Annotated in this window: 11 protein-coding genes; 6 read left to right on the top strand and 5 right to left on the bottom strand. The window is 61.1% G+C overall.

The window, feature by feature from the left end:
* Positions 1 to 98: 98 nt before the first annotated feature.
* The 5 genes from AC3IT9_RS27995 to gcvP all read left to right on the top strand — a co-directional run bounded on the left by AC3IT9_RS27995 (position 99) and on the right by gcvP (position 8,395).
* Positions 99 to 1,715 (top strand): ABC transporter permease, encoded by a 1,617-nt coding sequence (locus tag AC3IT9_RS27995; protein ID WP_489271476.1) that lies wholly within the window; start codon positions 99 to 101, stop codon positions 1,713 to 1,715.
* Positions 1,716 to 1,871: 156 nt separating this feature from the next.
* Complete coding sequence (gcvT, locus tag AC3IT9_RS27990; protein ID WP_489271475.1) at positions 1,872 to 2,954, top strand: glycine cleavage system aminomethyltransferase GcvT; 1,083 nt, start codon at positions 1,872 to 1,874, stop codon at positions 2,952 to 2,954.
* A gap of 48 nt (positions 2,955 to 3,002) precedes the next feature.
* Entirely contained in the window at positions 3,003 to 3,386 is a 384-nt protein-coding gene (gene gcvH / locus AC3IT9_RS27985) for a glycine cleavage system protein GcvH (RefSeq protein WP_489271474.1), read from the top strand.
* 474 nt (positions 3,387 to 3,860) lie between these two features.
* On the top strand, positions 3,861 to 5,282 hold the full coding sequence (ltrA, locus tag AC3IT9_RS27980) for a group II intron reverse transcriptase/maturase (protein WP_489271473.1): 1,422 nt from the start codon (positions 3,861 to 3,863) through the stop codon (positions 5,280 to 5,282).
* A 239-nt stretch (positions 5,283 to 5,521) separates the two neighbouring features.
* A complete protein-coding gene (gcvP, locus tag AC3IT9_RS27975; RefSeq protein ID WP_150753893.1) occupies positions 5,522 to 8,395 on the top strand; it encodes an aminomethyl-transferring glycine dehydrogenase in 2,874 nt (957 codons plus the stop codon).
* Between the two features lie 194 nt (positions 8,396 to 8,589).
* Here the strand turns inward: gcvP and AC3IT9_RS27970 are convergent, their stop codons facing one another.
* From AC3IT9_RS27970 to AC3IT9_RS27950, 5 genes are all read right to left on the bottom strand, one after another.
* Positions 8,590 to 8,907 carry a DUF2388 domain-containing protein gene (locus AC3IT9_RS27970; RefSeq protein ID WP_056726402.1) on the bottom strand — a complete coding sequence of 106 codons (318 nt, stop codon included), beginning with the start codon at positions 8,905 to 8,907 and terminating at the stop codon, positions 8,590 to 8,592.
* A 68-nt stretch (positions 8,908 to 8,975) separates the two neighbouring features.
* Entirely contained in the window at positions 8,976 to 9,425 is a 450-nt protein-coding gene (locus tag AC3IT9_RS27965; RefSeq protein ID WP_150757499.1) for an NfeD family protein, read from the bottom strand.
* Between the two features lie 8 nt (positions 9,426 to 9,433).
* Positions 9,434 to 10,354, bottom strand: coding sequence for an SPFH domain-containing protein (locus tag AC3IT9_RS27960; protein WP_056726404.1), 921 nt, complete (start codon positions 10,352 to 10,354; stop codon positions 9,434 to 9,436).
* 84 nt (positions 10,355 to 10,438) lie between these two features.
* The gene (tfpB, locus tag AC3IT9_RS27955; RefSeq protein WP_489271472.1) at positions 10,439 to 12,223 is read right to left on the bottom strand and encodes a type IV pilus assembly ATPase TfpB; all 1,785 of its coding nucleotides are present in this window, start codon (positions 12,221 to 12,223) and stop codon (positions 10,439 to 10,441) included.
* A gap of 90 nt (positions 12,224 to 12,313) precedes the next feature.
* A complete protein-coding gene (locus AC3IT9_RS27950; protein WP_489271471.1) occupies positions 12,314 to 12,652 on the bottom strand; it encodes a hypothetical protein in 339 nt (112 codons plus the stop codon).
* 126 nt (positions 12,653 to 12,778) lie between these two features.
* Between AC3IT9_RS27950 and AC3IT9_RS27945 the strand changes: the two genes are divergently transcribed.
* Entirely contained in the window at positions 12,779 to 13,243 is a 465-nt protein-coding gene (locus AC3IT9_RS27945; protein ID WP_008015415.1) for an Lrp/AsnC family transcriptional regulator, read from the top strand.
* Positions 13,244 to 13,255 lie beyond the last annotated feature (12 nt).

Raw genomic sequence — 13,255 nt, 5'->3', positions numbered from 1 at the left:
TCACAAAATCCGTGCGGGTTTTCCGCGTTTTGGGGCTGCTACGCAGCCCAGCGGGAGCAAGCTCCCTCGCCACAAACTGTATTTTCTAGAGAACTTCCTTGGCCCATCCCGCCCAACGCCGCTGGTATCCAGTCGTCTTCGCCATCGCTGCGCTGGTCCTGTTGCCCCTGAGCGTCCTGCTGCTTTCCTGGCAAACCATCGATCAACAGATCTGGTCCCATCTCTGGGACACACAGATGCCGCGTTTGCTGGGCAATACCCTGACCCTGGTGCTAGGCGTCGGTGTCGGCGTGACAGTCCTGGGTGTCAGCCTGGCCTGGCTCACCAGCCTTTGCGAATTCCCCGGCCGGCGTTGGCTGGACTGGGCGCTGATGCTGCCCTTCGCGATCCCGGCCTATGTGCTGGCCTTCGTCTTCGTCGGCCTGCTGGATTTTGCCGGCCCCGTGCAAACCCTGCTGCGCGAATGGTTTGGCAGTGGTCTGCGCCTGCCGCGCGTGCGTTCCACGGGCGGCGTGATTGTGGTGCTGGTGCTGGTTTTCTATCCCTATGTCTATCTGCTGGCCCGCACCGCCTTCCTCGCCCAAGGCAAAGGCCTGATGGAAGCCGCGCGAGTCCTTGGCCAATCGCCCTGGCATGCGTTCTGGCGGGTGGCGTTGCCCATGGCGCGACCAGCCATTGGCGCGGGCGTGGCACTGGCGCTGATGGAAACCCTGGCAGACTTCGGCGCAGTGTCGGTGTTCAACTTCGATACCTTCACCACCGCCATCTACAAGACCTGGTACGGTTTTTTCAGCCTGTCGTCCGCCGCGCAACTGGCCAGCCTGTTGCTGCTGGTGGTGATGCTCGTGCTCTACGGCGAACGGCGTGTCCGTGGGGCCAACCGGGCGAGCAACGAGCGACCACGGGTCAAGGCGCTGTATCACCTGCGAGGCGTCAAGGCACTGGCGGCCACGACGTGGTGCGGTCTGGTGTTCGCCTGCGCTTTCGTTATCCCGATGCTGCAATTGGTGGTGTGGTTCTGGCTGCGCGGGCGCTTCGATCTCGACGAGCGTTACACCGGGTTGATCGTCCATACCTTGTATCTGGGTGCGATGGCGGCGTTGATCACCGTCAGCGTCGCCTTGTTACTGGCGTTTGCCCGACGATTGGCGCCCACCCGGGTCATTCGTTCCGGGGTCAGTCTGGCCAATCTGGGTTATGCCTTGCCCGGTTCGGTGCTGGCGGTGTCGATCATGCTGGCGTTCAGTTACCTGGATCGCGAACTGGTGATCCCGCTCTCGAGCTGGCTCGGTGGCGCGGGCAAGCCGCTGCTGCTGGGCAGCCTGTCGGCGTTGCTGCTGGCCTATCTGGTGCGCTTCATTGCGGTGGCCTTCGGGCCACTGGAAAGCAGTCTGGCGCGTATACGGCCATCTTTGCCCGAAGCGGCACGTAGCCTTGGCGTCAGTGGGCCACGACTGTTTTTCAAAGTGTATCTGCCATTATTGCTACCCGGCACGTTGAGCGCCGCGCTGCTGGTGTTCGTCGACGTGCTCAAGGAAATGCCCGCGACCTTGCTGATGCGCCCGTTTGGCTGGGACACGCTGGCGGTGCGAATCTTCGAAATGACCAGCGAAGGCGAATGGGCACGGGCGTCTTTGCCGGCGTTGACCCTGGTGCTGGTCGGACTGTTACCGGTCATCGGATTGATCCGGCGTTCAGCACATCGAAACAGCTAGGTGTCAGTCCTACACCTTGCGGCTACAATGCGCGGCATTCGGTGCGGTCCGTCTGACAGACCAGGTAGCTGAAATCGGCTGAAGGCCCTTTGTTACAAGGCATTCAGTCCGTGCAGCACCTGCCCGCGCCTTCGCCACGCCCGGAAGGAGAAACCCATGGGACAGCGTACGCCTCTGTATGACCTTCATCTCGCACTCGGCGCGAAGATGGTCGATTTTGGCGGTTGGGACATGCCTCTGCATTATGGATCGCAGGTCGAGGAGCACCATCAGGTGCGCCGCGATTGCGGTGTCTTCGATGTATCCCACATGACCGTAATCGATGTCGGCGGCGCCCAGGCCAAAGCCTGGCTCCAGCATTTGCTGGCCAATGATGTCGAACGCCTGCACAGCCCCGGCCGTGCGTTGTACAGCACCATGCTCAACGAGCAGGGCGGGATCGTCGACGACATGATCGTCTACCGTCTCGATGAGGGTTATCGCCTGGTGGTCAACGCCTCCACCCGCGATCAGGACATGGCGTGGATGCAAGCCCATCTCAACGGTTTCGACGTGCAACTTCGCGAGCGTTCCGAGTTGGCGATGCTGGCCATCCAGGGCCCCCACGCCCGGCAAAAAATTGCCGAGCTGGTCAGCCAGTCCCGTGGCAACCTGATCCAGCTCCTCAAGCCCTTCGAAGGCCTGTCCGATGGTGACTGGTTCATCGCGCGCACCGGGTATACCGGTGAAGACGGCCTGGAAATCATTCTGCCGGCCGATCAGGCGCCAGGCTTTTTCAACGATCTGGTCGGTGCCGGGATTTCTCCCATCGGCCTCGGCGCGCGGGATACCTTGCGGGTCGAAGCCGGCATGAACCTTTACGGTCAGGACATCCAGCAGGATATTTCCCCCTTGGCCTCCAATATGGCCTGGAGCATTGCCTGGGAACCCGCCACCCGGCAGTTCATCGGGCGCAAGGCGCTGGAAGCCGAGCAGGCCGCTGGCGTGCAGCACAAACTGGTCGGTCTGGTCCTTGAGGAGCGCGGTGTTTTGCGCGCTCATCAGGTGGTCCGCATCGCCGATGTTGGCGAAGGGGAGATCACCAGTGGTAGTTTCTCTCCTACGCTAAGCAAGTCGATTGCACTGGCGCGCGTGCCGATGGCAACAGCCGACCGCGCTGAAGTGGAAATCCGTGGCAAGTGGTACCCGGTCCGGGTGGTCAAACCGACCTTCGTACGCCACGGCAAAACCTTGATCTAACCTTTTCTGGCGGGCATGACCGCCGACCATTTCCTGAGGACACAGAACATGAGCGATATCCCTGCCGACCTGCGTTTTGCCGAAAGTCACGAATGGGCACGTCTGGAAGCCGATGGCACCGTCACCGTGGGCATCAGCGATCACGCGCAGGAAGCGCTGGGTGACGTGGTGTTTGTCGAGCTGACTGAAGTCGGCAACGTGTTTGCTGCCGGTGATCAGTCGGGTGTCGTTGAATCGGTTAAAGCCGCTTCCGACATCTATTCGCCGATTGCCGGTGAAGTGATCGCGGTCAACGAAGCGCTGAGTGGCGAACCTGAGTTGCTCAACTCCGACCCGTACGGTGCCTGGATCTTCAAGCTCAAGCCAAGCGACACCGCTGATCTGGACAAGCTGCTCGATGCCGCCGGTTACAAGGCCGCCATCGGCGAATAAGCTTCAAGCGTCACCCCCAAAGCCCCGACCCGTCGGGGCTTTTTGTTGGTGCGCCAGGCATGGCGCGTTGCGCGAAGCGCAACCAGCTTGGCTGTGGTGGCCTCGCTGGTGACTTGGAGGTGTAAGTCCTCTACACACCCGGCAAGGGGAAGTGTTAGCCAGAGGCAAGGGTGTCGCGGGCGACTGCGAATCTGAAGGAAGCCCGAGGCAAAATGCTGGCCTGACGAACAGGAAGCGGATAGAGGCGGCGCAGCGGGGTAAGAAGGCCAATATCTTCAAAGCCCAATACTTGCACGGAACGCTGTGACGTAGATCCGACAGGCATAAGCAGGAAGGTCGCGCGAATTACCCTGGGAGATCTGTGGGTTTGCCACTGTGCTACCGAGCGTCGAGAGGCGACGGGATGAGCCCACAGAAGTCAGCTGAGGCCGTAGTAAGTGGCGGATTACCGCGTCACCAAGGGCCGAACAGGTTATGCCGCCAGTAGGCGTCAGAGTCTCGTCGAATGTTGAAACGCAGAATATTCTCCAAGAGAAAACTGTTACCCCAGGTCCTGGACGGTATCCGAGGATGAAGGCTGACAGGGCGCAAACATCGACGGCGTCTGTGGCGTGGACGAACGCGGAGCCGGACACGCTGATGGTGCGGGTGCTTGCACCCGCCAACCTCAAGCGTGCGTATCAACGCGTGGTCAGCAACAAGGGCGCACCGGGTGCCGATGGCATGACGGTCGACCAGCTGGCGGGCTACGTGAAACAGTATTGGCCGATCCTCAAGACTCGGCTGTTGGCCGGCGAATACCACCCGCAAGGTGTACGCGCCGTCGATATCCCCAAACCCAAAGGCGGTACAAGACAGCTGGGTATCCCCAGCGTCGTGGATCGCCTGATCCAGCAGGCGCTGCTGCAACAGCTCACGCCAATCTTCGATCCGCTGTTTTCGGACTACAGCTACGGCTTTCGTCCGGGCAGAAGCGCTCATCAAGCCATCGAAACCGCCCGCGCCCATGTGGCGGCGGGCCACCGCTGGTGCGTGGAACTCGATCTGGAGAAGTTCTTTGATCGGGTCAACCACGATGTATTGATGGCCTACATCGAGCGTCAAATCGAAGATAAACGTGTGCTTATGCTGATCCGTCGTTATCTCGAGGCGGGAATGATGTCGGGCGGGATCGCCAGCCGACGGCAGGAAGGGACGCCGCAAGGCGGCCCGCTCTCACCGTTGTTGTCGAACATCCTGCTCAATGAACTCGACCGCGAACTGGAACGGCGGGGCCATCGTTTTGTACGCTATGCCGACGACGCCAACATTTATGTGCGCAGTCGTCGTGCTGGCGAGCGAGTGCTGGTCAGGGTTGAGCGCTTCCTGAATCAACGCCTGAAACTGACGTTGAATCAAGAAAAGAGCCGAGTAGCACGGCCGTGGGCGTGTGATTACTTGGGTTACGGGATGAGCCTGCATAAACAGCCGAGGCTGAAAGTAGCTACGATGAGCCTGAATCGCTTGCGCGATCGGCTCAGAGAACTGCTGCGCGGAGCGCGGGGCCACAAGATGGCAAGCGTCATTGAACGGATTAACCCGGTGCTACGTGGTTGGGCGGGTTACTTCAAGCTCAGCCAGAGCAACCGCCCCCTTGAGGCGTTGGATGGCTGGATGCGCCGTAAACTTCGCTGTGTCATTTGGCGTCAATGGAAGCAGCGCCCAACGAGGGCGCGCAACCTGATACGTCTGGGGATCAGCGAAGCACGCGCCTGCAAATCAGCGTTCAACGGGCGCGGGCCATGGTGGAATTCGGGAGCGTCACATATGAATCACGCGCTGCCGAAGAAGCTGTGGGACAGCCTGGGGCTGGTCCCAATACTGGATACGATAAAACGGCTTAACCGCATAACCTGAACCGCCGTATACGGACCCGTACGTACGGTGGTGTGAGAGGACGGCGGCTGTGAAGCCGCCTCCTACTCGATTCTGGCGAATTTCCCTTGTAGGAGCGAGCTTGCTCGCGATGACCCCACGGCGCGCTCGGGGTCATCGTCGGATCGCCGCCCGGAGCAAGCTCGCTCCTACAGAGTGGCTGCTATGCTGGTTTGACCGTGTTGCATCGACGCTGAGCGCCAGTCAAGAGAGAGCCCGTCATGTCCCAATTGCCGTCCCTGAGCCAGTTACGCGACCCCAATGCCTTTCTGCGCCGCCACCTCGGGCCCGATGCCGCCGAGCAACAGGCGATGCTCGACAGCCTCGGCCTGGGCAGTCGGGTCGAATTGATCGAGCAAACGGTGCCGCCGGGCATCCGCCTCAACCGCGCGCTGGACCTGCCCCCGGCACTCGATGAAGAGGCCGCGCTGGCCAAACTGCGCGGTTATGCCGAGCAGAACCAGGTCTGGACCAGCCTGATCGGCATGGGCTACCACGGCACCCTTACACCGGCGGTCATTGTGCGTAATGTGCTGGAAAATCCCGGCTGGTACACCGCGTACACCCCCTATCAGCCAGAGATCGCCCAAGGGCGGCTCGAAGCGCTGCTGAACTTCCAGCAACTGACCATCGACCTGACCGGCCTGGAGCTGGCCAATGCCTCGCTGCTCGATGAAGCCACCGCCGCGGCGGAAGCCATGGCCCTGGCCAAGCGGGTCGCCAAGTCCAAAAGCAACCTGTTCTTTGTCGACGAAAACTGCCACCCGCAAACCATTTCCGTGGTGCAGACCCGCGCTGAAGGTTTCGGTTTCGAGTTGATCGTCGACGCTGTGGATAACTTGAAGCAGCACCAGGTGTTCGGCGCGCTGCTGCAGTACCCCGACACCCACGGTGAAATCCACGACCTGCGGCCGTTGATCGATCACCTGCACGCGCAACAGGCCCTGGCCTGTGTCGCCACGGATTTGTTGAGCCTGTTGTTGCTGACCCCGCCGGGTGAACTGGGTGCCGATGTGGTGTTCGGCTCGTCCCAGCGATTTGGCGTGCCCATGGGCTACGGCGGGCCGCACGCGGCATTTTTTGCCAGCCGCGATGAATACAAACGGGCAATTCCCGGGCGGATCATCGGTGTTTCGAAAGATGCGCGGGGCAACATCGCCCTGCGCATGGCCCTGCAAACCCGCGAGCAACACATCCGCCGGGAGAAGGCCAACTCCAACATCTGCACGGCCCAGGTGCTGCTGGCCAATATCGCCAGTTTCTATGCGGTCTATCACGGCCCCGAAGGGCTGAAGCGGATTGCCCAGCGGGTACATAGGCTGACCTGCATCCTGGCCGCCGGGCTTGAGCGTAACGGTATCACCCGGGTCAACCGGCACTTCTTCGACACCCTGACCCTGGAAGTCGGCGGAGCCCAGACCGCCATCATCGAAAGTGCCCGGGCCGCGCAGATCAACCTGCGCATTCTCGGGCGCGGCCAACTGGGCTTGAGCCTCGACGAGACCTGTGACGAAGGCACCGTGGCGAAGCTGTTCGACGTGTTCCTGGGGGCCGATCACGGGCTCAGCATCGATGACCTGGATGCAGAGGTCCTGCCTGGCGGAATTCCCGAAAGGTTGGCGCGAACTTCGCCTTATCTGCGCCATCCCGTGTTCAGCGCCCATCACAGCGAAACCGAGATGCTGCGCTACCTCAAACAACTGGAAAACAAGGATCTGGCGCTCAATCAATCGATGATCCCGCTGGGCTCCTGCACCATGAAGCTCAACGCCACCAGCGAGATGATCCCGATTACCTGGCCGCAGTTCGCCAATCTGCACCCGTTCGTGCCCAAGGAACAGGCTGCCGGTTATGGGCTGATGATCGAAGAACTGGAGCGCTGGTTGTGTGCGATCACCGGTTTCGACGCGATCTGCATGCAGCCCAACTCCGGTGCCCAGGGTGAATACGCCGGGCTGCTGGCAATCCGCAAATACCATGAGAGCTGTCATCAGGGCGGCCGCGATATCTGCCTGATTCCTTCGTCGGCTCATGGCACCAATCCCGCGTCGGCGCAAATGGCCGGGATGCGCGTGGTGATCGTCGAGTGTGACGAGGCGGGCAACGTCGACCTGGATGACCTCAAGGAAAAAGCCGCGCAGGCCGCAGACAAACTCGCCTGCCTGATGGCGACCTATCCTTCGACCCATGGGGTGTATGAGGAAGGCATCAGCGAAATCTGTGAAGTGATCCACCAGCATGGCGGTCAGGTGTACATGGATGGCGCCAACCTCAACGCCCAGGTCGGATTGGCGCGGCCGGCCGACATTGGTGCCGATGTCTCGCACATGAACCTGCACAAGACCTTCTGCATTCCCCATGGCGGCGGTGGGCCGGGCATGGGGCCGATTGGTGTTCGGGCGCACCTGGCGCCGTTCGTGGCCAACCATCCGGTGGTGCCGATCGACGGGCCGCACCCGCAAAATGGTGCCGTCAGCGCAGCGCCTTGGGGCAGCGCAAGCATTTTGCCGATCAGCTGGATGTACATCGCGATGATGGGGCCGCAGCTGGCGGACGCGAGCGAAGTGGCGATCCTGGCCGCAAATTACCTGGCGCGGCATTTGTCCGGTGCCTTCCCGGTGCTCTACACCGGGCGCAACGAGCGGGTGGCCCACGAATGCATCCTCGACCTGCGACCGCTCAAGGCGTTGACCGGCATTACCGAGGAGGACGTGGCCAAGCGCCTGATGGACTACGGCTTCCATGCCCCGACCATGTCGTTTCCGGTGCCGGGGACGCTGATGGTCGAACCGACCGAAAGTGAGTCGAAGGCGGAACTGGACCGCTTTATCGGAGCGATGTTGAGCATCCGCGCGGAAATCAACGAGGTGCAGAACGGTAACTGGCCGGCTGAAGAAAACCCGTTGAAAGGTGCGCCGCATACGTTGGCCGACATCACCGGCGTGTGGGAGCGGCCGTACAGCATCGTGCAAGCGGTCACGCCGGACGCGCACACCAAGGCTCACAAGTACTGGCCGGTGGTGAACCGGGTGGACAACGTGTATGGGGATCGGAACCTGTTTTGTGCGTGTGTGCCGGTGGATGACTATCGCTGACACCCCAGGCAACTCATGACTCCTGTGGGAGCGAGCCTGCTAGCGATTGCGGTGTGACAGTCACTGAAGATTTCACTGATCCACCGCAATCGCGAGCAGGCTCGCTCCTACAGGGAGGCTCGGTGAACATGGGATTTGTGTTCGCAAGGCAAAAAAATGCCGCTCATGTGAGCGGCATTTTTCATTCGCAACGCTTATTCAGAAGCCACGGCATTCTTCGCCAGGATCGCGTTCGCCAGCTCCATGTCCGTGGCTTGCAGGCCAGGGTTGTCGGCGCGGACTTTCTGCATGGCCGCTTCCAGGTACGGACCGCGGATACTGCCATCACTGGCGACGAAGCTGCTGGCATCGTCCTGGGCCGCGACGACCAGCTTGTTATCCTTGGATGTCAGATAGCTCGAACCGGTGGTTGCACCGGACGTAAGAACGTTACGCCAAAAAGTATCGGCCATCGCCGAACCGACAGGCAGGGACAACAGCGCGACGGTAGCGACAGCAAGTTTGAAACGCATGACAGGGTGACTCCACTGGGTTGACTACGCGGTTGGATTGCCAACCCCCAATCGAGTTCCGTGGTTGCCTATTCCTCCGCTTCGACCAGCAGGATCGCGCCTTGCTGGCCGACCACCCGCACGCGGCTGCCAATGGCGGAGTCCGGCCCGCGGGCCATCCACACGCCGTCGGCCACCTTGATCTTGCCGCGACCGTCGACAATCGCTTCATGCACCACGAAGGTCTTGCCGATCAGTTCCTGGCCGCGCAGATTCAGGTGCGGCTGATCGCTCGGACGCGCCGCCGTGCGCTGACGCCGCCACCAGTACAACGCGGTGGTGATCGATAGCAGGCTGAACAATAGAAACTGCCATTCCCAGGACAGGTCCGGCAGCAGGAAGATCAAGACGCCCACGGCTGCCGCGGCCATGCCGATCCACAGCAGGTAACCGCCAGCGCCGAACACTTCGAGAATCAACAGCACTGTGCCCAGCGCCAACCAGTCCCAGAACGAGAGGTGCTGCAAAAATGCCCACATGGCGCGCCTCAGGCTTTCTTGTTATCGAAAGTGGCCTTGACGATTTCGCCAATGCCGCCCACCGCGCCGATCATCGAACTGGCCTCCAGCGGCATCAGGATCACCTTGCTGTTGTTGGCTGAGGCCAACTTGCCCAGCGCATCGATGTACTTCTGCGCTACGAAGTAGTTGACCGCCTGCACGTTGCCGCTGGCGATGGCTTCGGACACCACTTTGGTCGCCTGTGCTTCTGCCGCGGCTTGCCGCTCGCGGGCTTCGGACTCCAGGAAGGCAGCCTGGCGACTGCCTTCGGCTTCGAGGATCTGCGCCTGCTTCTTGCCTTCGGCGGTCAGGATCGCTGCGGCGCGCAGGCCTTCGGCCTCCAGAATTTGCGCACGCTTGATCCGCTCGGCTTTCATCTGCCCCGACATCGCCGCCATCAGGTCGGCGGGTGGGCTGATGTCCTTGATCTCGATCCGGGTGATCTTGATGCCCCACGGCGCGGTCGCTTCGTCGACGGTGCGCAGCAGTTTTTCGTTGATGCCGTCACGCTGGCTGAGCATGGCGTCGAGTTCCATCGAGCCGAGCACGGTGCGGATGTTGGTTTGCAGCAGGTTGCGGATGGCGTGTTCGAGGTTATTGACCTCATAGGCCGCCTGGGCCGTGTTGACCACCTGGAAGAAGCACACGGCGTCGATTTGCACGGTGGCGTTGTCGGCGGTGATGACTTCCTGCGGCGGAATATCCAGCACGCTTTCCATCACATTCATCTTGCGCCCGATGCGGTCCATGACCGGAATGATGACGTTCAGCCCCGGTTTGAGCGTGTTGGTGTAGCGACCGAAACGCTCGACGGTCCATTCAAAGCCTTGGGGTACGACCTTGAAACCCATGAACAGAATGGCGACCACCAGGCCGACAAAAAGCAAAAGCACACTACCGATCTGCATAACGATTCCTTGTTGATGTGTGGATCTGTGGAGTTGCAATCGCTGGAGTGTAGCTGTGCCGATGCCGGATAAGTACAGCCGGGCTCAGTTCTGCTCGCTCTGGGGCGTCACTCGCAGAACCTCCTCGATGGTCGTCAGCCCGGCGGCGACCTTTTGCGCTCCTGACAGCCGCAGGCTGCGCATGCCTTCCTTGAATGCCTGGCGCCGTACGGCCAACAGATCGGTGTCGGGACTGATCAGCGCTTTGATGCTGTCGCTCAGTTGCATGATTTCGTAGACCCCGGCGCGACCGCGATAACCGGTGTCGCGGCATTCCACGCAACCGATGGCACGCTGGGCATTGGTTGGTAACGGTGCTTGCCAGGGACGGGTCAGGGTTTGCCAGTCGTCTTCGCCCAGCGTCAGCGGCGCCTTGCAGTGCGGGCACAGGGTCCGCACCAGTCGCTGGGCCATGACGCCGAGCAGCGTGGCCTTGATCAGGTAGTGCGGCACGCCGAGTTCCAGCAGGCGGCTGATGGCGCTGGGCGCGTCGTTGGTGTGCAGGGTCGACAGCACCAGGTGCCCGGTGAGCGCAGCCTGGATCGCCATCTCCGCGGTTTCGAGGTCGCGGATCTCGCCGATCATGATGATGTCCGGGTCTTGCCGCATCAGCGCGCGCACCCCGGCGGCGAAGGTCAGGTCGATGTTGTGCTGGACCTGCATCTGGTTGAACGCCGGCTCGACCATCTCAATCGGGTCTTCGATGGTGCAGAGGTTGACCTCCGGTGTCGCCAGTTTTTTCAGGGTGGTGTAGAGGGTGGTGGTCTTGCCCGAACCCGTCGGCCCGGTGACGAGGATGATGCCGTGGGGCTGGCGGGTCATGTCTTGCCAGCGACGCAGGTCGTCGGCGGAGAAACCAAGCTGGTCGAAGTCCTTGAGCAATACTTCCGGATCGAAGATCCGCATGACCATTTTTTCGCCGAAGGCCGTGGGCAGTGTCGACAAGCGCAGTTCGACTTCACCGCCGTCCGGGGTCTTGGTTTTGACCCGGCCGTCCTGGGGTTTGCGTTTCTCCGCGACGTTCATGCGCCCCAGGGTTTTCAGGCGACTGACGATGGCCATGGTGACCTGGGGCGGGAATTGATAGACGTTGTGCAGCACGCCGTCGATGCGAAAGCGCACCGTGCCTTGTTCGCGCCGGGGCTCGATGTGGATATCGCTGGCGCGCTGCTGGAACGCGTACTGGAACAGCCAGTCGACGATATTGACGATGTGTGCGTCATTGGCGTCCGGCTCCTGGTCGCTGGCGCCGAGGTTGAGCAGCTGTTCGAAATTGCCGAGGGTACTGACTTGCGGGTCGGCGCTGTTCGCCCCGGTGACCGACTTGGCCAGGCGGAAGAATTCGACGCTGAAGCGCTGGATGTCCACTGGGTTGGCTACCACACGCTTGATCGGCAATTTGAGCACGTGGGTCAGGTCAGCCTCCCAGCCGCTGACATAAGGCTGGGCGCTGGCCACGGTTACTGCCTCGCGATCGATCGCTACCGCGAGGATCTTGTGGCGCTGGGCGAAGGCATAGGACATCAGCGGGGTCACGGCCGCGACATTGATTTTCAACGGGTCGATGCGCAGGTAAGGCTGACCGGCCTGCCGGGACAGCCACAGGGTCAGGCTCTCGAGGTCCAGCGGTTTGCCGGGACGGCTGAGATCGTCCAGCTGTTGGCTGGCAATGAACTCCAGCGGATGCATCTGGCCAAGGGAGGCGTTGCGGCGGCGGGCATTGAGCGCGTGTTCGGCCGAATCCTGACTGATAAAGCCTTGGGCGACCAGTTCGCGCAGCAGGTCATTGAGATCCAGCCAGCGGTCCTGAAAGGCGAGATGTACGGACATGCGGGCTCCTTTTGAACGACAGTGCGCAAAGGATAGTCGTGGCCCGGCTGACCGCTGGGCCACTACCCGACGAAGCCGTTTCGGAGTTTTTCAGCCCGCCGCTTGAGCCGCTTCGGCCCATGGGGCATCGGCTTCTTGCAGCTCCACAGAGCAGACGCTGATCAGGTTACGAAGTTTTTCCGCAATCACTTGCGCGCGGTGCCAGCTCAAACCGTCGATGACGATCTCGATGGTCAACCAGTCGTCCTGGCGCTGCGCGTTGACCTGCACCGGTGTGAGCAATTGCAGGGCGAACAGATTGAGGGCGCGACACAGCAGGTCCGGTTCTGCCTCGGCCAGCATTTGATAGCGAACCCGGCAATGGGTGTTGCCGACATTCCAGACATCGGCGCGGGCGGGTGGGGTGTTCACGGCTTCGAGATACGGCATGGTCTGGCTCCAAAATCATTGGAGAAATGTTTACATCCTGTGCCGGGTATTTCTTCTCTATGATTGGCTGTATTACGGAAATGAAGAATCAATCAATTCACTTGTTGTTCGGTTAAGGGTTTTTTTATGCAAAGCGAACTGGACAGCTACGACCGTAAGATCCTCGCCTTGCTGCAAGAGGATGCTTCGCTTTCCAGCGCGCAGATCGCCGAGCAGGTGGGGCTCTCGCAATCGCCGTGCTGGCGGCGGATTCAGCGGATGAAAGAGGAGGGCATCATTCGCGGCCAGGTGACCTTGCTCGACCGCAAGAAAATCGGCCTGAACACGCAGATTTTCGCGGAGGTGAAACTCAATGCCCACGGGCGTTCGAACTTCACCGAATTCACCGAGGCGATTCGCGGCTTTCCGGAGGTGCTGGAGTGTTACGTGCTGATGGGGGCGGTGGATTTCTTGCTGCGGATTGTCACGGCGGACATCGAGGCCTACGAGCGCTTTTTCTTCGAAAAGCTGTCGATGGTGCCGGGGATTCAGGAGGTGAATTCGATCGTGGCGTTGTCGGAGATCAAGTCGACTACCAGTTTGCCGGTCTGAGATTTTGCGGTG

The organism is Pseudomonas sp. KH_046_1, from assembly GCF_057839025.1.
Note: the sequence above shows the minus strand (reverse complement) of the source record. Positions and strands in the feature narration are given on the sequence as shown.